The following is a 25,083-nucleotide window of genomic DNA, read 5'->3' on the forward strand; positions in this document are numbered from 1 at the left end:
GGGATTTATTCAAAAGATAAGAATTTATAAGTTTTGCCCTTATAAATTAGCTTATATTTCATCGCGAAACGAGCTTATACCGCCAAAGGACGGCGTCAGCCGTTTAGACTTGGGGGGCAAATGATGATGCAACTTCGCCGCAAAATCATGATTTACGTAGGGCTGATCACGTTCGCTTTGCTGGCGCTGCTGTACCTCATATCCGAGAAGGCGCTCCTTCATCATTACGAAGCGTTGGAGCTGCGCGATTCGGAGGAGGAGACGGAGCGGGCCCTCCTTTCGTTTTATGATGAGTTTCACTCTCTCGACGCGGTATCCATCGGTTACGCAAGCTGGGACGAAACGTATCGTTTCGTGAAGAGGCAAGGCGCCCCGGCGGCGGACGACCCGTATTTGAAAAGCAACTTCACGGATTCGTTATACGAAGCCGCCCGCCTCAACTATACCGTCTTGTTGAACGGCGACAACGAGGTTTATTACGCCAGAGGCTACGACTACGAGGGCAAGCGGGAGTTGGCTTATCCCCAGACGTTGATCGACGCGATGCGCGGCGAGTATGCCGATGATGGGGGACGGCCCGGCGATTCGGCCGGCCGAACCGGCCTGGCGGTGATCGGCGGCCTGCCGATGATGGTCGCCTCGTACCCGATATTGACGAGCGGCGACCGGGGGCCCGCGGAGGGCAGGCTGGTGTTCGCCCGCCTTCTTGACGAAGGTTATATTCATTACATAGCGGGCAAAGCGGACATTCCGATCGATATCGACGTGCTGGACGATTCGTTCGCTCTTCCCGGAGAGGCCGGCACGATCGCGGTGCAGAACCGCGAACCGATGCCTTATTGGACGGCGAACGACAAGCGGAGCATCGCAAGCTATGCGGTTCTGCCGGATATTCGCGGCGAATACGCGGCCCTGCTGACGCTCGAGAAGCCGATGGCGCTGTATAAGCAAGCGAAGAAGAGCGTTGAATTTTACATGCTGTTTTTCGGCCTGACCGGCATCGGCTTCTTCGTGATCGCCAGACTGGTTCTTCAATGGACAATATTCGGCCGCTTGAATCGGGTCATCCGGGGAATGAGAGAGATCGAGACCGAGAAGGACTTCTCGATCCGCATTCCGGAATCGGGCAAGGACGAGATCGCCCAGCTGGAACGGTCGTTTAATCTTATGACGGCTTCGCTGCAGCATGCCCAGAAGAGGATCCGCTATCAGACGTACCATGATACGCTGACCGGCTTGTCCAACCGGCTGGCGTTCTACGAGCGGCTGGAAGAGACGATCGCCCTGAGCGGCAAGACGCGCGCCCGCTTCGCCGTCATCCTGATCGACATCGACAGCTTCAAATGGGTGAACGACACGCTCGGCCACCAGTCGGGGGATTTGCTCCTGCTGAAGACGTCCAAACGGTTGAAACGGTGCCTGAAGGGAGGCGGCAGCCTCTTCCGGCTAGGCGGGGACGAGTTCTGCATCATTTCGCCGAAGGTGCAGGACAAGAAGCAGATCGACAGCTTGGCCCAGCGGATTAAGGACGAGCTTAGCGAACCGTTCGAGATCGAAGGAAATCCCGTCATCGTTACGGCGAGCATCGGGATCAGCCTGTATCCCGAGCACGGCACGGAATCCGAAGCGCTGCTTCATTATTCGGACGTGGCGATGCTGGACGTGAAGGAGCGCGGGCGCAACCAATACCGCTGGTATTCGCAGGCGATCGAGGCGAACCGGACAAGGCGGGCGCTGATCGAGCATCTGCTCCGGAACGCGATCGACAAGGAGGAGCTGCAGCTCTATTTTCAGCCGAAATGGGATTTGTCCGCGGAACGGATATCCGGCATGGAGACGCTCCTCAGGTGGAAGAACGACAGGCTGGGGCAAGTGTCCCCGGCGGAATTCATTCCGATCGCGGAGTCGTCCGGCTTGATTAACGAGATCGGCGAATGGATCATGCATGCGGCCTGCCGGCAGTTCAAGGCGTGGCGGGAGCAATTGGACGAGCTGTCCGTCGTTATCGCTATCAATATATCCGGGGCGCAGTTGCTGCAGCCGAATTTCGCGGAGAGGATCGGCTGCATCTTCGCCGAAGAGCGGGTGGACCCGAGCCGCTTCGAGCTGGAAGTGACCGAAAGCTTCGCCATCGAAAATTTCGACGAGGTGAACGCGATTTTCGTCGAGCTGCGGAACATGGGCTTCACGATCTCGATCGATGATTTCGGGGCGGGCTACTCGTCCTTGAAATACGTCAGCCGGCTTCCGATCCAATGCATGAAAATCGACAAAACGCTGATCGACCACATATCCGATGACGAGCGCAGCCGAGTAATCGTCTCATCGCTGATCGATATGGCGCACCGCCTGAAGCTGGTCGTCGTCGCCGAGGGCGTCGAGCTGCCGGAGCAGCTTGAGCTGCTGAAGTCTTACCATTGCGACCAGATCCAGGGCTTCCTGTTCTGCAAGCCGATGCCGGCCGATCAGATCAGCGGCTTCATGCAAGCGAACTAATCGATTTCATTTCGATTTTTATAGTACTGGGTAGGCGAGACGCCGACGTATTTCTTGAACACCTTGCTGAAATGGTAAGGATCGCTCAGGCCGGTCAAGTAGCCGATCTCGCCGATGCCAAGCGGAGTCGTCTCGATCAGCTCCTTCGCCTGGCGGATGCGCACCGTGTTGATGTAGCGCCCGATCGGCTGGCCGGTCGCCTTCTTGAAGGCGCGGTTCAAGTAGTCGAAATTCGTTTCGAACAGGCGCTCGATGTCGTCTCCCGTTATTTTGCTCTGATAGTTTTGATGAATATAATCGATCACCGCGTTGACCTTCACGATCGCTTTCGAATGGAAGCGGTCGCTTTTTTGCAGCTCGTCGGTGAAATGGTCCCGCGACAGATCGATGAGCAGGCCGGTGAGCCGCAGGGCGGCCAGGCTCCGGTTGTAGTGCTTGCGCTTGTAGAGCTGCAGCATTTCGTTCATGGCGTGAACGGTTTGCTGGAATCTCGTTTTGTCGGCGATCGTATGGTATTTCGGAAAATAACAGTCGTACGGTCCGATCCCGTTCGCGTCTCGCTCCGGCTGGTCGACGGGCGGCTGCTCGTGCCGGGCGATCAAATAGCGGGCCGTCGCCAGCATATCGTCGATCTGCACGGTCCTCGTAGCCGGATGCTCGTAGTGGATGTAATAGTAATCGCAAGTATGCTTCTCGGTGCCTTCATGCTCCATGTTCGGCTCCAGAATGAACAGATCCCCCTTCCGGAGCGCGTATCTCCTGTCCTCCTCCCGGATATGCAGCTCGCCGCTGCGGATGAAGTAGAGCACGTATTCGTTCACCTTGCGCTTGAAGTGAAGCCAGGGGCTCTTGTAGGCGATAAACCCCATGATTTTGACCCGAGGCACGATTTCCACGTTAATGGCCAGCATGCCATGTTCCCCCTATCTGAAGAAGTCGTTTTTGTACAAAAAGAGTCTTGATCCGCCATTTTCGTTCATTCTAACACAATCTATACTGAGGTTGTTAATCAACTGAGGGCTAGGATGGGATGATGCAGATGAAAAAGCTGAAAATCGGCGTTATTGGGCTTGGCGGCATCGCGAATTTTCATATTGAAGGCATATTGGCAAGCGCGGACGCCGAGGTATGGTCGCTTTGTGATTGCAACGAGGAAGCGCTTTTGGCCAAAGGCGAGCAGCTGGGCGTTCCGGCGTCGAGGCGTTATGCGAATCACGCGGATATGCTGAACGACCCGGAGCTGGACGCGGTTACGATCGGCACGCCGAACAGCAACCACTTCGCCATCGCTTGCGATGCGATCCGGCTGAGCAAGCCGTTCGCGCTGGAGAAGCCGATCGCGATGAACGAAGAGGAAGCGGCCGTGCTGAAGCGGGAGCTCGAGGCGAATCCCGTGCCGCACATGGTATGCTTCTCCTACCGCTACAAGCCGGCCGTCCGATACGCGAAGAAGCTCATCGAGGACGGCGGCCTCGGGACGATCAACCACGTGTACAGCCAATATTTGCAAAGCTGGGGCATCGACGCGGACATCCCGCTCGTATGGCGGTTCCGCAAAGCGTTGTCCGGCTCGGGCGCGCTTGGCGATCTGGGCTCGCATATTCTGGACCTGACGCGATTGCTCGTCGGCGACACCGTCCGCGTCTTCGCCGACGCGGGCACGATCGTGAAGGAGCGCGGCCTGATCGGGGCGGAAGGGAAGGGCGAGGTCGACGTCGACGACTTCTGTCACGTGCTCTCGCGGCTTGCGAGCGGCGCTTCCTCGTCGATGAGCATTTCGCGCTTCGCCTACGGGCGGGGCAATTACCAGCAGCTGGAGATTTACGGCACGAAGGGCGCGCTCGTCTATAACCTGGAGGAGGAGGACGCGATCCACGTCAAGCTCGGCGAAGACCGGACGTTCCGCCGGGTCGACATTCCGGAGGCGTACCGCGCGGGGCAGATGCAGTCCTTCTTCAACCTGTTGAACGGAAGGGGCGACGGGCTAGACGCGACGATCGAGGACGGTTACGTCAACCAGTTGACGATCGACCGCATTATTCAATCTTTTACCGAGGAACGATGGGTAACCGTCGAATAGGAGGCAGAACGCGAATGGCAGCGATTAACGTAACGGTATGGAACGAATACCGGCATGAGCGGCATAACGAGCAGGTGCGCGGCATTTACCCGGAGGGCATCCACAATGCGATCGGCGGCTATTTGAAGTCGGCCGGGGGCTTCGAGGTGCGGACGGCCGTGCTGGACGATCCGGATCACGGGCTTGGCGACGAGGTGCTGAATAGCACGGACGTGCTTATTTGGTGGGGGCATCTGGCGCATGGCGAAGTCCGCGACGACATCGTGGAGAAGGTCCGCACCCGCGTGCTGGACGGCATGGGGCTGATCGTGCTTCACTCCGGGCACGCCTCGAAAATATTCGAATCGCTGCTCGGCACGAAGACGGGCGCGCTCAAGTGGCGCGACGACGGCGAGAAGGAGCGGATCTGGGTGATCGAGCACGGGCATCCGATCGCCGACGGGCTGGGCGAATATATCGAAATCCCGAAGGAAGAGATGTACGGGGAGCGCTTCGAAATTCCGGCGCCGGACGAGCTCGTCTTCATCTCCTGGTTCGAGGGCGGCGAAGTGTTCCGCAGCGGCTGCTGCTACCGCAGGGGCAAGGGCAAGCTGTTCTACTTCCGGCCGGGGCACGAGACGTTCCCGATCTACCATCAGCCGGAAATTTTGATGGTGATCGCGAACGCGGTCCGCTGGGCCGCTCCGGCCGTGGGCGCCGGCGCCGCCTACGGGCGAGTAGCTCCGCTGGAGCCGATCGGGAAGTAAGAGGAGAGCGGGAGAAGAGCGTTGGCGGCAACGCTCTTTTTTTGCGCAGTGCGGTGTGGCAGGGGCGGCGAACGGTCGCGATAAGAGCGAAAGCGCGCTTATCGCGCCGAAGTAACTCTACAACGAGCTTAGGGTAGGCGAAAAAGTTAATGTAACTCCAAAAACGAATGACAAAGGTGAATATAGTGTAATGGATTCCGATCCCCCTCAAATTGTAGCTGGTGAGATAGAAAGACTAAAAGATTGATTAGTTTATTGTAAACGAGAACCATAACAATGACCGTATCATGTTAAGCTAATGGCGAACGTTAGTTCCATAAGGCAATCAGATGAGGCTGCCTGTGAATGTCCGGCGGCCCTTCGCTCAAGGGCAGTTTAATCAGAAGAATGCTGGAGTTGAACGAAACAGGTTTTTACATCACATCATGTCGAAGAAAAGAAGAAGAAGCAGACTACTACGCTGAAAGGAGCCATTGCGGCATGATTGAGATCCCTGATACGTTTATTGAAAGAATGCACGAACTCTACGGCAAGGAAGGCGTAGCATGGTCGAAGGCGCTGCCTGGGTTGATTACCGACTGTGCAGGCCGCTTCAACTTTAGCCCGGAGGCTCCATTCTCTAATTTATCCTATAACTTCGTTCTCCGCGCAAAGCTCAGCGACGGGAAGCCGGCAGTCCTCAAATCATCTTTCATGAAAGACGAGCTTTCTAGGGAAGTTAGTGTGCTTCGTGCATATGAGGGCCGGGGAATGATTCATGTGCTAGATGCAGACGAGGAGCAGGGCGTTGCCCTGCTTGAGGGTGCCGATCCTGGCACACCGTTGTCGACAATTGAGGATGATGCCCTTGCGACGAATATCTTCTGCGAAGTATTTCGCCGACTTCACCTTCCTGCAGCAACAGGTAGTCTGTACCCGACCATGAGGCAGCACTTCGCGGCAATCGAGCGATACCGCGAGCGATTCAACGATGTGAATATTGCCGCGCCACTGCCTGAGAGCTGGGTGGAAAATGCCGAAGAATGTCTGGCGTATCTCATTACGACCACGAGTGAGAATCTCCTACTGCATGGCGATCTGCATCATGAAAACATCCTTCGTCAAGGCGAAGAGAAATGGGCTGTCATTGATCCCAAAGGCATCATCGGCGACATCCATTTTGATACGATCCAGTATCTGCTTAATTACGAGGATCGAGGCGGTGATTGCGAGCAGGTGCTGCGACGCCGGATTGCGATTATGACCGATCGCCTCGGCCTGGACCCTCGCCGAATCGCAATGTGGGGTATAGCACGAGGCGTGCTTGAGGCGTGCTGGACGATTGAAAACGGAGGGAAGGATTGGCACAAAGGTATCCAATTGACAGAGCGCTTCGCCAAATGCCTAGATTGAGGAACTAACGGGAATGATAGTGAATTGATTATGTCTGAGCAGGTGCCGCGGCGACCTGCTCCTGATTGTTGAAGTAACGGGCAGGATAGTTGAATGGCAATATTGTCACATGGAACTTTAAGCGAATATATATGGGTTCTGTTATAATGATTTTGAGGTGATCCAAATGAATCCGTTAAGTGATCAAACCAAGGAAGAGCTTCTTCTTGCATTCGAAGGCAAAAAGTCTAGTCTTTTTGTCTTTGATGGAAAACTGGTTTCTGTTGAGGTCGAAAACTTCGAGTCGTTTAATGAAGATGACTCAGAAACGGATCTAGCCCAAGAAATTGAGGAGTATCCTGAACTAAAAGCTTCCCTGCAGCGCTACTTGGATAATCCAGATATGAAGGGAGATACCGCCAACGAATTAAAGGAGAAGCGCCGTGGCAGAAGAACATAATCGTCCCTTTCGTGTTATTTTCAAGGAAGAGTTTGATATATGACTGAATCGTATAGAGTCCTTCTTTGAGGAACAAGGGCCGGAACCATTGGAATGGTGGTATACCAAAGAAATTGAGATCAATCGATCACATTGAAGATATGCTCTCATGGAATCCGTTTATTGGGCGAATCGTTGAGCGTGGCAGCTTTAAAGGACTTCGGCGAATTATCTACGGGAAAAGCAGACATATGCTATTGAACTACTTGATCTATTATGCCGTTCATGATAGAGATCGAACTGTCGATGTAATTAACATACTTCCGTCTAGAACTGAACGAAAACGAGTGAAAAAGTAGTAATCGTTTATTATGTACCCGGCAGGTCCACTTATGTGTTAACGTTTTGGCATTGCATTTTTTTGTAAACATACTAGTTATCATAACAATCCTAAAAGAAGTAACGGGCAGGATAGTGTAATGAATTGCAGTCGATTATTATGGTATAATTAATAAAATCTGTTAGGGTGGTGAGGAAGAATGCAACATCTCCGTTCCTCTGAAGAACTAATGAAATACATCTCAAGTATGAATCGGGATAATTCAGTGTGCCAGTTTTTTATTCCTGGAAAAGGGAGATTTACACTTGTCCTTCAGGAAGAAGACCAACAATCAATCCATGCAGACGTAATGGCGAATCCTGAACTAAAGCAGATGATTAGTGAGAGCCGAGAACAGTACAAACAAGGGCTTGGAATGAATACTTCCGAACTTTTGAAATCTTTTTCTCCTCAGGATTTTGTTAAATGAACCCTCGAAACATAATTTGGCTCCCCAGTGTAAGGAATAAGCTTATCCAATTTCGAAGTGATCGATTTACCCCTGAGGAGACATTGGACTTTATTTCTCATCTTGTTTTAGAAGCTGAGGATTTGTTGGGTAATCCTGTTATTGGAAAGTCATATACAGAAGAGACAGGCGAATATAAAGGTGTTTCTCGTATTGTCATAAGTAAATTCAGAATCTATTACGAATTAGTTCGTGACGAAATCATAATACTTGCTATTTTGTTTCCCGGTGAAAAATAAACCCTGGCTAAAGTAGGCTGTCGATTATAAATTTATATAGAGATCGACAATTTAAAGAGAGAACAAAAAGCATTAAAGTGTCGAATTAGTGTTGTAGCAAACTTAATTATTCCAGGAATGGGATTTGTGTTATATGGAAGTGGTATTGTAAAAGGATTAATATCTTTCATTCTTTTTTTGTCCTATAATTTGTTCTTTTTTAAGGTAATTCTAAACAATACGGATGCGGGAATAGCGGTAATATATTATGTCCCAGCAGTAGTAATTTGGATTGTAAGTGCAATTATGGTTTCTACCTTGGATGATTGATATTGTCCTAACGGGGTACGATAGCTAAATGAAACAGCGACAGTATTGGACTATATTTTCTCGTCCTTGGCTGTCGCTGTTTCAATTTCTAGGGTCAGTCTAATACTTATTTTCTGATGACACCTAACTCGTTGTACTGGTTTTTTATTTGCCCGGCCGCCGCGCAGCGTCACCCGATATAAACGACCGCGTCCCCGCGCCGGTAGGCGGTCGGCAATTCCCGCTCGAGCAGCTCCAGCCTGCGCAGCATATGCTCCCGCTCGTCGCCGCTCATTCGGGCGAGCACCCATTCTTTCAGCCGCGACAGCTCGTCGAGGACCGAGGGCACATCGTCCCGCTCCACGTCCGTGCCGCCTTGAAACAGAGCCGTCCACTGGAGGCCGAGCTCCTCGGCCGCAGGCTCCCAATATTTTTTGTAGAAGGCCTCCGTCGCGATCGGAAGCATGAACGACCTCTCGAAGTCGTCTTCGGGATCGAGGATAAAGGCGCTAATCGACATGTTACTTCACTCCAAATCTAATCGTAAATGTGTAATCCGGGAACTCCTGACGGAGCCGGTTCAAGCTGTTCTCCGCCGCGGCTCGCAGCTCCGGCGTGTCGCCGTCAAGCTGAAACTGGAAATGGCGGATTCCTTTGATTTGCTCCAAGGTCGGAATTTCCGAAGTGCCGTCCGGCGTCGTTCGCGTGCCGACCGCCTTCTCCAGCAGGTTGTTGATCCGCGTCTTCGTCTTCTGGTAAAGCTGCTTATCCGTAAATTGCTGCGGCGTCTGCTGCGGCTTGCCGGTTTTCGGATGAATGCGGTTCAAGCCTTCGGCCGACTTGGCTTCGTAGAAAATGCCGTTCTCGATGTCGACGCCGTCGAATTCCCCCAGCGCCCCGTTTCGGCTGTCGTACAGCTCGACGCCTTTGTACTTCGCCTTGCTCCAGTGGACGTAATCGTCCGAGTCTCTCGGCGGGGCCTGCTCCTCGTCCGGATCCGGCTTATCTCCACGCTCATCCGGATCGGGCCTGTCACCGGGCCCATCCGCATCTGGCTTGCGCGGGACGTCCGGATCGGGCTTCCCGCCGGGCTTTAACAGCTTCTCCAGCTTATCCTTCAGCCAGTCTCCGGCTTTCCCCGCAAGACGCCCGAACGGCACGCGGCTGAGCGCAAGGCCTATCAAAGCCGCGATAGCGTTCTCCGGCGTAAGCAGCCGCTTCGGATCCCGGATGTTCTTCGCGATCTCGTGGCCGCTTGCGGGGATGCTCGCCGCGGTCAAGGCGATGCCGAGCGCCGGCCAGAAGCCGACGAACAGCAGGGAGAGGGCGAACGCGCCGAGCACGATCGCTCCCTTCTCCCAGCCGCTGAGGCGGTCCCACCAATCCTGGAGCGAGTCGAACATGCAGGAGAAGCAGGCGCCGCCGTCAGAAAGTGCGGGCGCCTGCCCGTACGCCGCGAGCCCCGCAAGCAGCCCGGCCCCGATCAGCAGCGCGGCAAGGCCCGCCGCCAGCTTGTAGTGAAGCCGCATCCGGCCGAGCAGCTCTTCCCGGACGGAGACGGCTTCGGCATTGCCATACAGCATCGAGAAGCCCGCTTCCCGGCGCTCCCTCGTCCAGGCTATGACGCTGACGAACCGCTCCCTTCTCAGGAAGAAGGACGTCGCCATATGCAGCAGCTCCGAGAGCGGCTCGATAAGCCGCTCGCCCGCCATCGCCGGCAGCTTGCTCCTGACCCGATTAAGCGCCGCGTAATCCAGAATCAGCCCCAGCGCGAGCATGAGCAGGAACGCGTTTTTCGTCAAGTACCCGCTCCCGGTTAATTCATGGATTCTCATGAACCAGTCCGGCAAATCGTTCTGTCCGTTATAGGCGGCATGGTCCAGGATCGACCAGGCAAGCAGCAGTGCGGGCAAGGCGTAGACCGCGTTCGACATTCGCTTGCGGGCGCGCACGGCCATGCCGAGACCGAGGGCGACCATCGCCGTATGCACGGGATGGCTGACCGTCATGAGCGTCGGGAAGAAGCTCTCCTCGAACCGGCCGGGGAACAGCGTCCAGAAATCCCAATGGATCGTCTCGCCCCCGAGCATCGTCGTGCTGTAGCCGTACGTCCTTCCGATAATGCCGGAGTTGAGCCATCTGCGGGTCAGCTCCTCCATCAGCTGGAAGCCGACGCCTGCTGCCGCCCCCGCCAACGTATAGTCGCCAAGGCTCATCGATGACGCCCGGCGCGAGAACAACAAATAAAGCGCAAGGGGAAGGAGCTTCCAAACCTCCTCCACGATGGGGGTGACGACCGCGACCGACCATGTATCCGACGTCCTCCCGCCGAACAAGCCGTGCGCCGCCATAAGCGTCCAGGCCGTTACGGGGATGACGAGGAAGACGCCGAGCAGCATGAACGCGGCCGTCCGTTTCCATGTTAACGTCTTGCTCCGGCACAGCAGCCAGAACTGGAGCATGACGTAGAACGACCAGAGATACTGCACCAGCATCGTTCGCGAATCGCGAAAGAAGATCAAGCCCGCGATGAACAGCAGCAGCGACAACCAGCACCAGATCGCGTAGACGGTTTTGAGCCACGGATGATGCTTCGGGATTTCCCTCACGAATCGGTAAATCGCTTCCGCGTAGTCTCTGATCCCGCATCGGATCCGCCATATCGTATCCGTATCCATCCCTCCTTCGGCCGAAGCTTTCCGCGCGAAAGCCGGCAAATCCTCTTTCCAAATCATACTCGATAAACCGGCCGGTGAATCATGAAACAGGGGATTTGGTAAAAAATTGGTCTATTTTCCCATACCGCTCGTACCACTAGCGGAGAAAATACGGCCCCCTTTAGACCAGCCGGCCATGCCCCGTCCATGACTGTCCGTACCGGCTAAAACGGCGTTAAGCGAATGGGCGGACTGCATGAACGAAATAAATAAAACCGGCACAAGCGATGCGCCGGTTTTTCAATCCAACTAGGAAATGGTCACGGGAAACGACTTCACGCCGAACACGAACGGACTTTGAATCGGCTGAAGCTCTTCCTCCCCGCTGCGGGCGATATGCCCGAACCTTTCGAGGAGCAGGTTAAGCGCAATTTTCGCTTCCAAACGGGCAAGCGGCGCGCCGAGGCAAAAGTGGATCCCGAAGCCGAAGCTTAGGTGGGGGTTCGGTTTCCGATCCGGGACAAACGTATTCGGGTCCTCGAATTTCGCTCCGTCGCGGTTGGCCGAAGCGACCCAGTTCACCACCTGCGAGCCTGCTTTGATCAACTGACCGCCAAGCTCCACGTCGCTCGTTGTAACCCGGCCGATGGCCTGAATGGGCGGGTAATAGCGTAATACTTCTTCGACGGCCGCGGGCATGAGATCGGGCTGCCGCCTCAGCATTTCCTGCATTTCCGGATGCTCGGTCATATAACGGACGGCGTTGGTTATGAGATTGGTCGTCGTTTCATTGCCTGCCACAAGCAGCAGGATGCAGAAGCTGAGCACCTCCTGATCGGTCAGCTTCTGACCATCGATCTCCGCATCGAGCAGCAGCGAGATAAGATCCTCTTCCCGCTTGCCGCGACGTTTCCCGAGAATGCCCGTGAAGTAACCGCCGAGCTTGCGCATCGCTTCATGGCGCTCGGCCATAACGGCTCGTAACGCTTCTTCCGTATTCATCTGCGGCCCGGTAACAAGTACGTCCGACCATTCCTTGAACAGTTTTCTATCCCGTGCAGGTACGCCAAGCAGCTCGGCGATGACGATGACGGGCAGCGGACCGGAGAAATCGTGCACGGTATCCATGCCGCCTCGGGCTGCCGCCTCGTCCAGGAGTTCATTCGCAATATCCGCGATGCGCGGTTCAAGCGCGGCAATCGCTTTGGGCGTAAAGGCTTGGTTGACCAGGCCGCGCATCTGCGAATGTCTGGGCGGATCCATGATCAGCAAGTTCTCCATATCGGAGATCGGTCTTTTTGATGAGAAAAGCGCGGGGTTTTTAAGGATATAGTGCACATCTTCGTAACGGAAAACGTCCCAGCAGTTCCTTCTTTCATCGTATCGGACGGGCGTGCTTTCCCGGAGCCTGTCGAAGACCTCGAACGGATTGACGGCCGTCCCCGGCGAATCGATCTCTTGCATAGGAATAATGGTGGAATAAGGCTTGTTCTCGCTCTGCTTCATGATTTCTCTCCTCTCCCGAAAGAACGAAACGATAGAATCGCGACCAAGGAAAAACGCTGGTCATATGTTCATCATAAAGGGCCCCATAAGGAAGGCGCAAACGCTGCATGGAAAAATGAATCCATGCTCCCACGCTGGGCATTCCGAATCATGGGGCTTGCCGCAACCTTCCCACCTTTAACCATGTCTAAGATAAAAAGGAGGGAAAAGAGGATGTACAAGACTTTATTTATTTCCATTGTTATAGTCTTTATTTTATGTGCTTGCGGAAGCAAAGCAGAGACGAAGGAACCGTTTGCGGAAGTGACGTTAAACGACGTGTTGACCGTCCTTAATGAAGCGGGTATTCCATATGTCGAAAGGGCTGAAACCCGAAATGCATACGATTTTCAAAGAGATAACGCGGAGCGGCATTTTTATCAACTCGAACCAGGAAACTTGACAATATACGTTTTCCCGAACGCCGCGCAGAGGAGAGAAGTACAACGCGACCCATTTCCTACCGCCGGTGCTGTCCCCATGTGGACGGGAACTATTGGGACAGTAAAATCGATTATTTAAGCAAGACCAGATGGCTGTATTATAATGATGATTATTTAGATTTTCTTGTTAAAAGAGTCTGGGGAATAATATCCCCCGTTCGAATCATCGATTTTGGTTGCGGCTACGGATATTTAGGCACCAAGCTCATGCCGTTGCTCCCTGAAGGATCCACGTACACAGGTGTAGATGCAGGCGCCAAATTAATTGGTCATGCAAAGGAGATATTTCAAAACGCTCCCTTTAAAACAGAGGCAGGATTATTTGCTTTGAACCTCACTGGATCTCAGGCATGGCAGGAATAAAGCAAATCGAGTGCAGAGTCAGCGATAAGGTGAAAATCGGGAGCGAGGAGATAGCATATGACACTGCAAAATTCCGACAATCAAACTGAGTCCCAATTGAAGGTGCTAGGTGAGATCAGTACAATATGTTCCCTACTTAGACAAAATTTTTGGTTGCGTGGAGGATGGGCAATAGACTTCCTGCTTGGAAAAGTTACTCGTCCGCATGAGGATATCGACTTCGTTACATGGATACAACACCGAGAACAGTTAGAGCAGGCATTTGAGGAAGCTGGTTATGAGCGGACACCCATAAAAGACCAGTTTCGTGATAGGCAGTCCGATTTCTGTAAGGATAACGTTGAAGTCACGATTGGCTATATAACCAGAGCTAATGATGGAAGTCTCATTATGAATGGTTTACCCGTATGGGTATGGAGGGCCGATTCCTTGCTGCCACAAAGTTATATGTTGAACGGAATATCAGCTCGTGTATTAAACCCAAGACAACTGCTCGAAGAAAAAGAGGTCTATGAGCAAATTGGTCGGACACCTCGGCCAAAGGACATAGAGAGCAAAAAGATATTGCATGGCATTATAGAGCGATTTATTTAACGTTGAGATGATAGCAGATTCGTATGCAACAACGAAAGACTTGCTCAACCTTAGACCATTCAAGCATTCAGTAACAAGTCTAAGTGTAAGGATGTCAACTGTACGGGAATACTTCCAATATTCCCCTTTCGAAATGAGGAGCGTCTTAATGAAGATATTTATGCTGAGAGTGTTATGGACTGTATCTATAGCTTATGTATTATTTTTGCTGTTTTTTGTCCTTGTCAAGGTGCCAATAAGTAAGTACCTGGTCGAAAAAGAACTGACCACCTATTTGAATCAGGTTATTGAGCGAGATCCGAAGGTCGCTTCAGCATTTTATCTGAGTCATACCGAACTGGAAACGATCAAGCAAAATGTTACGCAAGACGGTTTCAAGCTATTGTCCTTTAAGGATGTAGAGGGGGACTACGACGATGGATGCGTATGCACAGGACATGTCGATTTGATTTTTGATAATGCCGGAGAATCGCTAGCCGTTGAAGCTGTTTTTACTACTGGATCTCCAAGACAAGTTTGTGCTATTAGACCAGGTAAGGAACCAGTTCCAGTGTTGTCGAAGTGGAATGAGTTCGCATGCGGGGGAGATTTCTAACAAGAGTTTTAAAGATAAGGGGTTAACATGAAGAAATCATTTCTGATTATGTTGATTTTCACCTTAAGTTCTATGTTAACAGGATGTAATTTCATAGAAGAACAGAAAGCAGAAGACATTATCAAAGATTATTATCAAGCTATTAGAAGTGAAGATTATGAAAAAGCGTTTAAACAGTTGCAACTATACGATTATGATGCAAGGACTGGAGATGGTCATTATACAGAAGGAACTACATTATCTAATGAAGAAGCTAAGGCGTTCTACTTAAAGAAAATATATGTCTTGAAGGAACAAAATTATAAATTAAAGGGTTTTGAAATTATAGAAGTTGAGTATGAAGACGGGCACTCATTTTGGCATCATATCAAACTTGAAGTAGAGCAGAATGGTCATAAATTCGAATGGATTGAAGTCGCCGATATTTATGAGGGGAAATTGATAATCGGCGAAAAAGATGACCCCTTTGCGATGTATAGAGATGGGAAAATGAATTTTGAAATTGAATCTTTAAAGGAAAACGAAAATACAGGGAGCCGTTTATCGCCATGGTAGCTGCTCCTAATGGCATTAAGCTATCTGGCAGGTTTGATAATTTTTAAGCACACTCTACATTCGAGCATTTCCCCATCATCGCCGGTTTGATGCTTGGCATCGTAACACATCCGTTTCGCCTACAATATGATGGGTTTAGATCAACTAAAGAGGTGAGCCGATGGCCGTCGTAAAAGCCAGAAGCAGGGATATTGACATGTTGGCGAGGCTGCTCCGAGCCGAAGCCGTAGGCGAAGGCGAAATGGGGATGCTCCTTGTCGGAAACGTCGGGATTAATCGAGTAAGAGCGAATTGCTCCGATTTTAAAGGACTTTGGACCATTCCGCAAATGATCAACCAGCCGCATGCGTTTGAAGCGCTGCTGCATGGCATGTACTACGAAAAGGCGAGAGATAGAGAGCGGCGTCTGGCGCAGCGGGTCGTGAACGGGGAGCGGTATTGGCCGGCGAAATACGCCCTCTGGTATTTCCGTCCCGGGACGGCCGAAGCTCCCGAGCCATGTCCGCCGACCTGGTACGATCAGCCGCATGTTGGACGATACAAGCTTCACTGTTTTTATGAGCCGACCGCGGAAGAATGCGAAAATGTATACAATATTTTTTAACTTTAGGACGAAATCAGCCGAGAATCCCATTGGCAGCAACCGCTCTGAACGAGCGGTTGCTTTTTTTCGCAATCGTATTATCCATTGAGTTTTTGCCGCTCTTGTACTGCGCGAGGTTTCAAAACAGAAGCGAGGATCATGATGCTGCTTACAGAGCCGATCCATGTGAGCGAGGATAAGGCATGATTCCAACTCAATCCTTTACCGAAGAAGAACAGCTCTCGAAGACCTTCTACCATGAAACGCATTGGCAGCCAAGGGTATACCCCGTTTTGGTAGAACGGGGACATCATTTCGGGAGCAAGAGCCAGTAATGGTGCGCCAAAGAAAAGGAGTAAGGCAAATATGGCGATTCCTTTGATGCCCAACCAGGACATAACTGCCGATATCATCAGGAAAAAGCTGAAAAACGCAATCGTTAAGAATAACGCGGTATCCGCAAAACGGGGGATTTCCAGTCCGGCCATACTCTCGGCGAGCCAGGTTAATCCAAATCCAACGACTATTGCAACAATAGCCCCCATGACGATCTGCATGAACTTTGCGGGGAGGTTTTCAGTTCGTGCTTTAACCATAGTCTTATTGACCGCTATAAAAAGGACCGCAGAGCTTGCCATACATGCCATCCAAAGCGGCTGGAATAAGGAAACGGGGGAATTGCCGTTTGCGCTTTTCGATCCGATCTCATTTACGGTGGTAACCTTCCTGGCAACGGGGGCTGCCAAACGGGAGGCTTGCTCAACGGTGAGCGTCGCATCTTTGCTTTTAAAGGCTTCAAGGAGCTGGTCACGAACCTTGTTGTTCATGGTATCGACGACTCCGTTTATGATTTGACCTGCCAATGTGGATGCCGCCGTATTCATGCCTTGATTAATGAAGATTTCGACTTGATGCGAGACGGGCGTTGCCGTGCCCAAAGAAGCTTGCTTTACGCTAAATTCCTTCGGAATGACAAGAGCCGCGTAATACTCTTGATTATTTAATGCCTCTTGCAGTTCTTCAACGCTCTTTACTTCCACCCATTTTACAGCGGGATCCTCGCCAGATGTTGTTGCCGATGTTTTTTGCATCATGTCAACCACGGTTTGCCCCATATTCATCATTGGATGATTTGGAATTTCTACTCCTTCGTCTTCGTTAACGATTGCAATGGGCAAATTTCTAGGCTGGACCTGAACGGATGGGATAAGCGTAAGCGTGAAAATGAATAGAATGACGAAAGCGATAATAGGCGACAACATAACCAGTCTGTTTTTGAAAATTTCCAACGGTCAGCACCTCATTTCAATGGATTTTATTTTCGAATGCCATCCATAACAAAACGGATGGCATCTTCGATTTCACGATCGTCAATGGAACGCAAGTTTAACAATACAAAGCGGGAAACAAAGAATCCCCCTACGAATGTGAAAAGCATTTTCAAGATGGTATCCGCCGGGATATCGATGAATTCGCCCCGTTCTCTAAAAAATGCTATGACTTTGGACAAACGTGAGGTAACGATTTCCGAAAGATAAGGAAGGAGCTCGTTTTTTAATTCCTCTTTATATACGATTTCTTTGATGACGACTTGAAAAATTTCTCTATTTTCCGAGATGAACTCCACGCGGTTTTTTAGAAATCCCCTTAAAAAGTCTTCGAAAGTGACCGCTTTGCTCATGACGGTATGAAGCACTTCATCGGCCATAGCAGGAAACAGTTCCTTTAAGCAAGGGATAATAAGCGACAGAAGCAACTTGTCTTTCGTCCCGTATTGCTTGAAGATACTTGCTTCTGAAACCTCGGCAGCTTTGGCGATTTCGGCGGTCGAAGTATTGGAATAGCCTTTTTCGGCAAACAGCCGAATAGCCGACTCGATAATCCGTTCCTGCTTTGCGGTCAGCTTTTCGGGCAAGTGCATTTCATTAAATAGATTGTTTTTGGTCAATGGGGTAACCTCTCTTCCGATTCACAAAAGTAAGTAATCACTCACCTACTAACGTTATACCACCCGGATCGATAGTCCGTCAATGAAAAAGTGAGTAATTACTTACTTTTTTCGAGAAGTTCCCCGAACGAAGGTGCAATATGTTGCTGCGATCGCCGCAACATATTGCACCTTGCCGTTCGTCCGCTGCGATAAGCCATCGTCATCCCAGTAAAAAGAGACACCGAAAGCGTAATGGAAACGGTTTCGTGTAAACCGCTTTCAAAGCATAATGGGGAAGCATCGCACACGAGAAGGAGGGTCTCATTCATGAAAAGGTACAAAGCAATCGCATATGGAGTTCTGGCGGCGACGATGGCATTCACGATTGCGGCTTGCAGCGGCGGCAATAACGATCCGGCCAATAGCGGCGGGAACGCGCCGGCGAACGAAAGCGGGAATGCGGGGGCGGAGCCCGGCAAAAAAGTAACGATCGAGTACTGGCACACGTACAGCGACCAGGAGGAGAAGGTGCTGACCGAGGAGATCAAGCCGCTCTTCGAGGAGGAGCATCCGGGCATCGAGCTGAAGCTGACGAGAATGCCGTACGAAGGGCTGAAGGAGCAGGTCATCGCGGGCGTGGCGGGCGACGCGGCGCCGGACCTGATGCGGATGGATATTATTTGGGTGCCGGAGTTCGCGAAGATGGGCGCTCTTCAAGACGTGAGCAAGCTCGAAGGCTTCGACGAGATTAAAGCGAACGTGTTCGAGGCGCCGATGGAGACGAACGCGTACGACGGCGGCTATTACGGCGTTCCGGTCAATACAAATACGAAAATCGCGATTTACAATAAAGCGGTATTGGATGAAATCGGCGTAACGAAGGCGCCGGAGACGATGGAGGAGCTGGAGGCGGCGGCCAAGCAGGCGGTAGCGAAAGGCAAGCCGGGCGCGATCGGCATCGGCGGCGCGAACGTATGGGCGGCATCGCCTTACTTCTGGAGCCTCGGCGGCAAGCTGACTAGCGAGGATTACACGAAAGCGGACGGATTCCTGAACAGCCCGGAAAGCGTGAAGGCGCTGGAGACGATCGTGCGCTGGCATAACGAGGGACTCGTGACGCCGACGATTCTCGGCGGCGAGCCGGGCGCGTGGGACGGCATGAAAAACAAAGAGTATATGATGATCGACGACGGCCCTTGGTTCTACAGCATTCTGATGAACGAGGCGGAGTCCGCGTTCAAGCCGCTCGAGCAGACGGTGCGCGGCCTCATACCGGCCGGCCCGGCCGGCAGCCATTCGGTCGTCGGCGGCGAGGATCTGGTCATCTTCGCGAACTCCAAGCACCCGCAGGAGGCGTGGACGTTCGCGAAGTGGATGCTCGGCGAGGAGCCGCAGAAGATCATGAGCAAGCTGGGCCTCATTCCGACGAACAAAACGGCGGCCAACGATCCGGCATTCCTGGAGACTCCGTTCGTAACCGAGTTCGTGAAGCAGCTGGAGACGGCGCTGCCGCGCACGCCGATTCCGCAATACGGCGAGATGGAAGGCATCGTTAACCTAGCATTCGAGAAAGCGGTCCGCGGAGAGCTCGACCCGAAGGCGGCGCTCGACGAAGCGGCCAAGAGCATCGACGCCATCCTGGCCCAGTAACGCGCAAAGCGCGAGAACACCGACAAGAAGCGGCCTTCCTTCGCCGGTACCGATGGGGGAGGGCCGCAACCGAAAGCGATAGGGAAGGAGCCGCAGCATGTCAATTCCAATGACGGGGCAGCCGGTACCCGGGCGCGATCCCCGGGCGGGCTCGAAGCTCAAGAAAGGCTTGAAGCAATGGATGGCGGTTCTGCCGTTTATTTTTCTCGGCGTCGCGGGTACGGCCGTATTCGTCATCTACCCGATGATCCGGAACATCGTCATCAGCTTTCAAGACTACAGCATCATGCCGGGCGCGAACAATCCGTTCGTCGGCTTCGACAATTACGTTTCGGCGTTCACCGATCCGAACAATAAAGTGCTGATGGCCATCCGGAACACGTTTCTGAACGTGGCGGTAACCGTTCCGGTCAACTGGCTGCTCGCGATCGTGTTCGCCGTGTTGATCAACCTGCATTTCGTGAAGCACAAAATCGTGTTCCGCACGGTCTACTATTTGCCGATCATCACGTCCTGGATCGTGGTCGCGTTCCTGTTCCGCTTTCTGTTCGCGGGCGGCGAATACGGCCTGATCAACTATATTCTCTACAAGCAGCTCGGCTTGTTCAGCGAACCGATCAATTTCCTGTCCAATTACTGGTCGGCCATGGTCGTCATCTGGCTGTTCCATATTTGGAAAACGGTCGGCTGGGGCGTTGTCATCTACTTGGCGGCGCTGCAGGGCATTTCGAAGGAATATTACGAAGCGGCGGCGATCGACGGCGCGAACGGCACGAAGCAATTTTGGAGCATTACGGTTCCGATGCTTGGACCGGTTACGGCATTCGTTCTGATCAACCTGGTCAACGGCGCCTTTAACTTTTTCCCGCAGGTGTACTTCATTACGCGCGGCGGTCCGATGGACCAGACGCAGACGCTGCCGAGCCTGATGTACCTGCAGGCGTTCAAAAACTTCAACTTCGGTTACGCATCCGCAGTCGCCGTCATGATGGGCATCGCCGTGTTCGCGCTGACGTACACCCAGATGAAAAAATTCGGCAACCAGCGGTTTTTGTAGGAGGGGACGGCAATGAAAACAAAATGGCCCATACAGCTTCTCGTCTACGCGATTATTGCGCTTGGAGCGCTCTCGTTCCTGTTCCCCTTCGTCTACATGATCTTGACCAGCTTCATCAAGGGCGCCTACTCGCTGCCGCGTCCGAAGGAAGTGTTCTCCGTCGTGCCGGACCTGTACAACTACAAGCTGGTGTGGAGCAAAAACAATTTCGCGAGATACTTTCTGAACAGCAGCGTCGTGACCTTGGTCGCGATGACGGGCAGCTTGTTCCTTGGCTGCCTGACCGCCTACGGCTTCGCGCGGTTCACGTTCCCGGGGAAGGAATTTCTGTTCCGCACGTTTCTGCTGACGATGATGATTCCCGGCGTGATCAACATTATTCCGCAATTTCTGATCGTCAAATCGCTCGGCCTCGTCGATACGTACGGGGGACTGTGGCTCATTTACATCGGAGGCGGCGTCGTCGGCAGCGCGTTCTTCCTGCGGGGCTTCTTCCAGAGCATTCCGAAGGAGTACGAGGAGTCGGTGCTGATCGACGGCGGCGGCAACTGGCGCATCTTCTGGAACATTTACCTCCCTCAGTCGATGCCGGCAATCGCGACGCTTGCCATATTTTCGTTCCAGGGGACATGGGAGGAGTATTTCACCGCGCTCGTCATCATCAAGGACGAAGCGATGCGGACGCTGCCGATCGCGCTCCTCATGTTCAACGACAAGTACGCGACGAACTACTCCTGGATTTTTGCGGCCTCGATTATCGCGCTGCTGCCGACCGTGCTGCTGTATATCCTTTTTCAGAAGCGGTTCGTGCAGAGCGGGTTTAACGAAGGCGGCGTGAAAGGCTAAATACGCGGATGGGAGTCAACCGATGCAATCGAATCGCGGCAAAATAAGAACGGCGTCCGTCCTGCTCGCCGGCTGCCTCCTTGCGGCTGCGGCCGCGGGGTGCAGCGGCGATCGGGCGATCAAGGCCGAAACGGTGCAAAGAAGCGGAGCGATGGAGAAGCTGTCGACGGATAAGGCGGCTTACAAGCCGGGCGAGGCCGTCAAGTTTACGCTCGAGCTGGCCAAGGCAGAGCCGGAAGCGACGATCGTCGTGCAGTACCGCCATCTCGGCGAGACGGTCGGCAGGCAGGAGATCGAGTCGGAAGGCGAGCAAGTCACGTGGGATTGGACGGCGCCGAAGGAGGACGGACTCGGCTATATGGCCGAAGTGTTCGTTACATCGGGCGGCGAGGCGAAGGATCGCCTGAATATCGCCGTCGACGTTTCCTCCGACTGGAGCAAGTTTCCGCGCTATGGCTACCTCGCGGACTTCCACGCGATGAAGGAAGAGGAGCGGGCGGCCGTCATCGAACGGCTGAACCGGTTCCACCTTAACGGCATCCAGTTCTACGACTGGCAGTACAAGCACCATCAGCCGCTGAAGCTCGAGGGCGGCAAGCCCGCGGCGGAATGGCCGGACATCGCGAACCGTCCCGTCGCCTTCGATACGGTCCAAGGCTACATCGATCTCGCGCATGACCGAAACATGAAAGCGATGAACTACAATTTGCTGTTCGGCGCTTACGAGGGCGCGGAAGCGGACGGCGTGAAGCGGGAATGGGGACTGTTCCGCGATCCGACGCTGACGAATCAGGATAAGCATCCGCTGCCGGACAGCTGGGCAAGCGACATTATGCTGTACGATCCGATGAATCCCGAATGGCAAGCGTACCTGATCGGCAAGGAGATCGAAACGTTCGGGCATCTCGCCTTCGACGGCTGGCATGTCGACCAGCTGGGAGACCGCGGCTCGCTCTGGAACGGTGAAGGCCGGTCCGCCAAGCTGTCCGAAGGCTATGTCTCGTTCCTGAAGGCGGCGAAGGAGAAGCTGGACGTCGACTACGTCATGAACGCGGTCGGCCAGTACGGGCAGCCGTTCCTGGCGACGCAGGCGCCTCTCGAATTTTTGTACACGGAGGTATGGGAATCGCATCCGAAGTACGCGGACCTGAAGGCGATCATCGACCAGAACGGCAAATATAGCAAAAACAAGCTGAACACCGTGCTCGCCGCCTACATGAACTACGATTTGGCGGACGCGGCTGGCGAGTTCAATACGCCGGGCGTGCTGCTGACCGACGCGGTCATCTTCGCCTCCGGCGGCTCCCACTTGGAGCTCGGGGAGAACATGCTCGCGAAGGAGTATTTTCCGAACAAAAACCTCCGGATTCCTGCCGAGCTGGAAGAGCAGCTCATCCGGTATTACGACTTCCTGGTCGTGTACCAGAACATTCTGCGCGACGGGCTGGAACCGTCCGATCTCGCCGCGGAAGGGGCGGGAGAGCTTGCCGTTTCGGCCGAGCCGGAAATCGGGAAGGTCTGGTCGTTCGCCAAGCGGAAGGGCGGCAGCGACATCGTCCATTTCCTCAACTTCGCCGACGCGACGACGCTGGAATGGCGGGATGACGAGGGCAAGCAGGCAGCTCCCGCGGAGCGCAGCGACGTCGCCGTCTCGTTCAAGGCCGGGGACGAAGTCGCCGGGATTATGTTCGCTTCGCCCGATTATTACGACGGCTCGCCCGTGCAGCTAGACTTCGAGCAGAAGGACGGCGTCGTGACGCTTAGGCTCCCCGGGCTGAAGTATTGGGATTTGCTCCAAGTGACGTACAAGTAACACCGCCTGCGAGGACGCGCGGAAGAAGCCAGAGCGAACGACGTTAAACCATCGGTCGCTTTGGTTGTTTTTGTCTTTTAACCTTCGGCTCCGCATGAGGTAAACTGGTAGTATCCCTCAAAAGTAAGGTGGCTATCCTATGCTGCGTTTCGAAAGGCTGACCAACCGCTACGCTTCCAAAGTGATCGTCGCTTTTCTGTTTCTCATTCTCATCCCGACAACGCTATCGGGCTTCTCCTTTTATTTGGAATCCTCCGCGCTGGTGAAGAAGAACGTAAGGGCTTCCGCCGTTCAGCTGACGAAACAAACCGCGGACGCGCTGTCCTCCATGTTCAATGCGGGAAGCGATACGTCCGATCTGCTGTACGGCGATTTGGAAGTGCAGCAGGCGGCCATGCGCTATACGACAAGTCCGCTGAACGCCCAGATTCAGATGTCCCAATCGTTGAATACGCGGCTCAATAACGTCGTCTATTCCAGCTCGTTCGTCAAAATCGTCTATCTGTTGCAAGAAGGCGGGATCGGCTGGGGCAGCGGCACGTTCTCCACGCCCAAGCTGAGAAAGGCGGATCTTGCCGGGCTTGACTGGGTGGAGCAATCGAGGAAGAAGGACGGGGAGCTCGTATGGCAGCCGCTCCGCAAGGATCCCTTCAGCGGAGCCGGAGAGAACACCGATCTCGTACTGCCCGTCAGCCGGGCCATGAAAGACTTTCAGACGCTGGAGCAGATCGGCCTGCTGGTCGTCAATTTGAACGGGAGGGCGATCATGAATACGATTCATCAGGTCAAGCTGGGGGAGACCGGGAGGTACACCGTCGTCGATTCGGAAGGGCGCGTGATGATCGATGCCGATTTGTCGCGGATCGGCAAGCCGGTAGCGGAGAGAAGCCTTCATGAGAGGATCGTCGGCAGCGATGCGGCCGAATTCGAATTCGCAAGCGGCGGCACTCCTTATTACGGCGTGAAGCAGCTGCTGAGCAACGGCTGGCTGCTGGTCGGCACGGTGCCTACGGAAGAAATTACGGGGGCGCTCGATAAGCTTCATAACCGAATTTTGACGCTGTCGGCTTGCTTTGCGCTCGTGGCGGTTCTTATCGGCCTCTTGATCGCGAAGCGGGTGACGAAGCCGATCAAGCAGCTGACGCTGGAGATGAGGCGGGTGCAGCAGGGCGATCTGAGCGTAAGGACGAAGATCGAGTCTTCGGACGAGATCGGCCTCATGAGCAAGCATTTCAACAAAATGCTCGATGAAATCGGGCAGCTGATGGCGCGTATCGAGGAAGAGCAGCGCGAGAAGCTGGAAGCCGAGGTGCGCGCCGTCACGTATCGCATCCATCCCCACTTCCTGTACAATACGCTCAGCACGCTGAGATGGCTGATCCGTTCGGGCGAGACGGAGCGGGCCGATCAGGGTCTTGCGGCGCTGACGAGGCTGCTGCAGGCGAACATGGGCAAGAGCGGTCAAATGATCGCGCTGGGGGAAGAGCTGGAGATCATTCGGAAATATATCGTCATTCTTGAAATGCGGTACGAGCATAAATATACGTTAACGCTCGATATCGGGCAGGGGCTTGAGGACATGGAAATTCCGCGCATGCTGCTGCAGCCGCTCGTCGAGAACGCGGTGTTCCACGGCTTCGTTCCATTGAACCGCGGAGGCGGCATTTCGATTCATGCGCGGGCGCGGCACGGCGAGCTGCACCTCGAAGTGAAGGACGACGGAGCCGGCGTCGCGCCCGGGAAGCTGGAGAGGCTGAATGCGGCGGTAACGGACGAAAAAGCGGGAATCGGCCTGCAGCATGTGCGCGATTCGCTGCGGCTCTATTACGGAGCCGGCTCCGATCTCTCGATCGTCAGCGAGCTTGGCGCCGGAACTAGCGTTCACATCGTTCTGCGGCTTCAAAGGTAATCCTTGCCGGGCGGCATGATCTTGCGGTGCGCAACT

At 53.6% G+C, this 25,083-nt stretch carries 24 protein-coding genes and 1 pseudogene; 19 read left to right on the plus strand and 6 right to left on the minus strand.

What is annotated here, in order from left to right:
- Window positions 1-123 precede the first annotated feature (123 nt).
- Window positions 124-2,496 carry a putative bifunctional diguanylate cyclase/phosphodiesterase gene (locus IDH41_RS09875; protein WP_190860534.1) on the plus strand — a complete coding sequence of 791 codons (2,373 nt, stop codon included), beginning with the start codon at window positions 124-126 and terminating at the stop codon, window positions 2,494-2,496.
- Here IDH41_RS09875 and IDH41_RS09880 read toward each other — a convergent pair.
- Entirely contained in the window at window positions 2,493-3,407 is a 915-nt protein-coding gene (locus IDH41_RS09880) for a helix-turn-helix domain-containing protein (protein ID WP_190860536.1), read from the minus strand. The two genes, IDH41_RS09875 and IDH41_RS09880, sit on opposite strands and share 4 nt — an antisense overlap.
- A 128-nt stretch (window positions 3,408-3,535) precedes the next feature.
- Between IDH41_RS09880 and IDH41_RS09885 the strand changes: the two genes are divergently transcribed.
- The 7 genes from IDH41_RS09885 (at window position 3,536) to IDH41_RS09915 (ending at window position 8,219) form a co-directional block, all read left to right on the plus strand.
- Window positions 3,536-4,576: a Gfo/Idh/MocA family protein gene (locus IDH41_RS09885; protein WP_223829601.1), complete on the plus strand. Its 1,041-nt coding sequence runs from the start codon at window positions 3,536-3,538 to the stop codon at window positions 4,574-4,576.
- A gap of 14 nt (window positions 4,577-4,590) precedes the next feature.
- Window positions 4,591-5,322 carry a ThuA domain-containing protein gene (locus IDH41_RS09890; protein ID WP_190860540.1) on the plus strand — a complete coding sequence of 244 codons (732 nt, stop codon included), beginning with the start codon at window positions 4,591-4,593 and terminating at the stop codon, window positions 5,320-5,322.
- Window positions 5,323-5,718: 396 nt separating this feature from the next.
- A complete protein-coding gene (locus IDH41_RS09895; protein WP_190860542.1) occupies window positions 5,719-6,714 on the plus strand; it encodes an aminoglycoside phosphotransferase family protein in 996 nt (331 codons plus the stop codon).
- A gap of 166 nt (window positions 6,715-6,880) precedes the next feature.
- Window positions 6,881-7,153: a hypothetical protein gene (locus IDH41_RS09900; RefSeq protein WP_190860543.1), complete on the plus strand. Its 273-nt coding sequence runs from the start codon at window positions 6,881-6,883 to the stop codon at window positions 7,151-7,153.
- A 113-nt stretch (window positions 7,154-7,266) separates the two neighbouring features.
- Window positions 7,267-7,491 (plus strand): type II toxin-antitoxin system RelE/ParE family toxin, encoded by a 225-nt coding sequence (locus tag IDH41_RS32120; protein ID WP_190860544.1) that lies wholly within the window; start codon window positions 7,267-7,269, stop codon window positions 7,489-7,491.
- 180 nt (window positions 7,492-7,671) lie between these two features.
- Window positions 7,672-7,941: a hypothetical protein gene (locus IDH41_RS09910; protein WP_190860545.1), complete on the plus strand. Its 270-nt coding sequence runs from the start codon at window positions 7,672-7,674 to the stop codon at window positions 7,939-7,941.
- A complete protein-coding gene (locus IDH41_RS09915) occupies window positions 7,938-8,219 on the plus strand; it encodes a type II toxin-antitoxin system RelE/ParE family toxin (RefSeq protein WP_190860546.1) in 282 nt (93 codons plus the stop codon). The genes IDH41_RS09910 and IDH41_RS09915 overlap by 4 nt, the downstream gene beginning before the upstream one ends.
- A gap of 478 nt (window positions 8,220-8,697) precedes the next feature.
- On the opposite strand, the gene IDH41_RS09920 is transcribed toward IDH41_RS09915, so the two are convergent.
- The 3 genes from IDH41_RS09920 to IDH41_RS09930 form a co-directional block, all read right to left on the minus strand.
- Window positions 8,698-9,027: a hypothetical protein gene (locus tag IDH41_RS09920; RefSeq protein ID WP_190860547.1), complete on the minus strand. Its 330-nt coding sequence runs from the start codon at window positions 9,025-9,027 to the stop codon at window positions 8,698-8,700.
- Between the two features lies 1 nt (window position 9,028).
- The gene (locus IDH41_RS09925) at window positions 9,029-11,185 is read right to left on the minus strand and encodes a PrsW family glutamic-type intramembrane protease (RefSeq protein WP_190860549.1); all 2,157 of its coding nucleotides are present in this window, start codon (window positions 11,183-11,185) and stop codon (window positions 9,029-9,031) included.
- 288 nt (window positions 11,186-11,473) lie between these two features.
- On the minus strand, window positions 11,474-12,670 hold the full coding sequence (locus tag IDH41_RS09930) for a cytochrome P450 (RefSeq protein WP_190860551.1): 1,197 nt from the start codon (window positions 12,668-12,670) through the stop codon (window positions 11,474-11,476).
- Between the two features lie 213 nt (window positions 12,671-12,883).
- Between IDH41_RS09930 and IDH41_RS09935 the strand changes: the two genes are divergently transcribed.
- From IDH41_RS09935 to IDH41_RS09960, 6 genes and pseudogenes are all read left to right on the plus strand, one after another.
- A complete protein-coding gene (locus IDH41_RS09935; RefSeq protein ID WP_190860552.1) occupies window positions 12,884-13,231 on the plus strand; it encodes a hypothetical protein in 348 nt (115 codons plus the stop codon).
- Window positions 13,192-13,464 (plus strand): annotated as a pseudogene (locus tag IDH41_RS31260) (hypothetical protein); the annotation flags it as partial. The gene IDH41_RS09935 and the pseudogene IDH41_RS31260, both read left to right, overlap by 40 nt.
- A gap of 108 nt (window positions 13,465-13,572) precedes the next feature.
- Complete coding sequence (locus IDH41_RS09945; protein ID WP_190860554.1) at window positions 13,573-14,109, plus strand: nucleotidyl transferase AbiEii/AbiGii toxin family protein; 537 nt, start codon at window positions 13,573-13,575, stop codon at window positions 14,107-14,109.
- A gap of 148 nt (window positions 14,110-14,257) precedes the next feature.
- Window positions 14,258-14,704: a hypothetical protein gene (locus tag IDH41_RS09950; RefSeq protein WP_190860556.1), complete on the plus strand. Its 447-nt coding sequence runs from the start codon at window positions 14,258-14,260 to the stop codon at window positions 14,702-14,704.
- 27 nt (window positions 14,705-14,731) lie between these two features.
- On the plus strand, window positions 14,732-15,259 hold the full coding sequence (locus tag IDH41_RS09955; protein ID WP_190860558.1) for a hypothetical protein: 528 nt from the start codon (window positions 14,732-14,734) through the stop codon (window positions 15,257-15,259).
- Between the two features lie 160 nt (window positions 15,260-15,419).
- On the plus strand, window positions 15,420-15,863 hold the full coding sequence (locus IDH41_RS09960) for a cell wall hydrolase (protein WP_190860560.1): 444 nt from the start codon (window positions 15,420-15,422) through the stop codon (window positions 15,861-15,863).
- A gap of 77 nt (window positions 15,864-15,940) precedes the next feature.
- Here IDH41_RS09960 and IDH41_RS09965 read toward each other — a convergent pair whose 3' ends face one another.
- Both IDH41_RS09965 and IDH41_RS09970 read right to left on the minus strand, forming a co-directional pair.
- Complete coding sequence (locus IDH41_RS09965; protein WP_190860624.1) at window positions 15,941-17,125, minus strand: YhgE/Pip domain-containing protein; 1,185 nt, start codon at window positions 17,123-17,125, stop codon at window positions 15,941-15,943.
- Window positions 17,126-17,157: 32 nt separating this feature from the next.
- Window positions 17,158-17,790 (minus strand): TetR/AcrR family transcriptional regulator, encoded by a 633-nt coding sequence (locus tag IDH41_RS09970; protein ID WP_223829602.1) that lies wholly within the window; start codon window positions 17,788-17,790, stop codon window positions 17,158-17,160.
- Window positions 17,791-18,099: 309 nt separating this feature from the next.
- Here IDH41_RS09970 and IDH41_RS09975 point away from each other — a divergent pair, with 309 nt between their 5' ends.
- From IDH41_RS09975 to IDH41_RS09995, 5 genes are all read left to right on the plus strand, one after another.
- A complete protein-coding gene (locus tag IDH41_RS09975) occupies window positions 18,100-19,422 on the plus strand; it encodes an extracellular solute-binding protein (RefSeq protein WP_190860562.1) in 1,323 nt (440 codons plus the stop codon).
- A gap of 97 nt (window positions 19,423-19,519) precedes the next feature.
- On the plus strand, window positions 19,520-20,479 hold the full coding sequence (locus IDH41_RS09980) for a carbohydrate ABC transporter permease (protein WP_223829603.1): 960 nt from the start codon (window positions 19,520-19,522) through the stop codon (window positions 20,477-20,479).
- A gap of 12 nt (window positions 20,480-20,491) precedes the next feature.
- Window positions 20,492-21,325, plus strand: coding sequence for a carbohydrate ABC transporter permease (locus IDH41_RS09985; RefSeq protein WP_190860564.1), 834 nt, complete (start codon window positions 20,492-20,494; stop codon window positions 21,323-21,325).
- Window positions 21,326-21,347: 22 nt separating this feature from the next.
- Window positions 21,348-23,138, plus strand: a complete 1,791-nt coding sequence (locus tag IDH41_RS09990; protein WP_190860566.1) for a glycoside hydrolase family 66 protein — start codon at window positions 21,348-21,350, stop codon at window positions 23,136-23,138.
- Window positions 23,139-23,277: 139 nt separating this feature from the next.
- Window positions 23,278-25,047 carry a sensor histidine kinase gene (locus IDH41_RS09995; RefSeq protein ID WP_190860568.1) on the plus strand — a complete coding sequence of 590 codons (1,770 nt, stop codon included), beginning with the start codon at window positions 23,278-23,280 and terminating at the stop codon, window positions 25,045-25,047.
- Window positions 25,048-25,083 lie beyond the last annotated feature (36 nt).

Source organism: Paenibacillus arenilitoris (assembly GCF_014705655.1).
GTDB lineage: Bacteria > Bacillota > Bacilli > Paenibacillales > Paenibacillaceae > Pristimantibacillus > Pristimantibacillus arenilitoris.

Bases quoted from the DNA above. Each gene is read 5' to 3' on its own strand.
- IDH41_RS09985 (WP_190860564.1), top strand. From the start codon at position 20,492: ATGAAAACAAAATGGCCCATACAGCTTCTCGTCTACGCGATTATTGCG.
- IDH41_RS09975 (WP_190860562.1), top strand. From the start codon at position 18,100: ATGAAAAGGTACAAAGCAATCGCATATGGAGTTCTGGCGGCGACGATG.
- IDH41_RS09990 (WP_190860566.1), top strand. From the start codon at position 21,348: ATGCAATCGAATCGCGGCAAAATAAGAACGGCGTCCGTCCTGCTCGCC.
- IDH41_RS09980 (WP_223829603.1), top strand. From the start codon at position 19,520: ATGTCAATTCCAATGACGGGGCAGCCGGTACCCGGGCGCGATCCCCGG.
- IDH41_RS09930 (WP_190860551.1), bottom strand. From the start codon at position 12,670: ATGAAGCAGAGCGAGAACAAGCCTTATTCCACCATTATTCCTATGCAA.
- IDH41_RS09950 (WP_190860556.1), top strand. From the start codon at position 14,258: ATGAAGATATTTATGCTGAGAGTGTTATGGACTGTATCTATAGCTTAT.
- IDH41_RS09875 (WP_190860534.1), top strand. From the start codon at position 124: ATGATGCAACTTCGCCGCAAAATCATGATTTACGTAGGGCTGATCACG.
- IDH41_RS09925 (WP_190860549.1), bottom strand. From the start codon at position 11,185: ATGGATACGGATACGATATGGCGGATCCGATGCGGGATCAGAGACTAC.
- IDH41_RS09880 (WP_190860536.1), bottom strand. From the start codon at position 3,407: ATGCTGGCCATTAACGTGGAAATCGTGCCTCGGGTCAAAATCATGGGG.
- IDH41_RS09900 (WP_190860543.1), top strand. From the start codon at position 6,881: ATGAATCCGTTAAGTGATCAAACCAAGGAAGAGCTTCTTCTTGCATTC.
- IDH41_RS09935 (WP_190860552.1), top strand. From the start codon at position 12,884: ATGTACAAGACTTTATTTATTTCCATTGTTATAGTCTTTATTTTATGT.
- IDH41_RS09920 (WP_190860547.1), bottom strand. From the start codon at position 9,027: ATGTCGATTAGCGCCTTTATCCTCGATCCCGAAGACGACTTCGAGAGG.
- IDH41_RS09995 (WP_190860568.1), top strand. From the start codon at position 23,278: ATGCTGCGTTTCGAAAGGCTGACCAACCGCTACGCTTCCAAAGTGATC.
- IDH41_RS09945 (WP_190860554.1), top strand. From the start codon at position 13,573: ATGACACTGCAAAATTCCGACAATCAAACTGAGTCCCAATTGAAGGTG.
- IDH41_RS09955 (WP_190860558.1), top strand. From the start codon at position 14,732: ATGAAGAAATCATTTCTGATTATGTTGATTTTCACCTTAAGTTCTATG.
- IDH41_RS09910 (WP_190860545.1), top strand. From the start codon at position 7,672: ATGCAACATCTCCGTTCCTCTGAAGAACTAATGAAATACATCTCAAGT.
- IDH41_RS09915 (WP_190860546.1), top strand. From the start codon at position 7,938: ATGAACCCTCGAAACATAATTTGGCTCCCCAGTGTAAGGAATAAGCTT.
- IDH41_RS09890 (WP_190860540.1), top strand. From the start codon at position 4,591: ATGGCAGCGATTAACGTAACGGTATGGAACGAATACCGGCATGAGCGG.
- IDH41_RS09960 (WP_190860560.1), top strand. From the start codon at position 15,420: ATGGCCGTCGTAAAAGCCAGAAGCAGGGATATTGACATGTTGGCGAGG.
- IDH41_RS09885 (WP_223829601.1), top strand. From the start codon at position 3,536: ATGAAAAAGCTGAAAATCGGCGTTATTGGGCTTGGCGGCATCGCGAAT.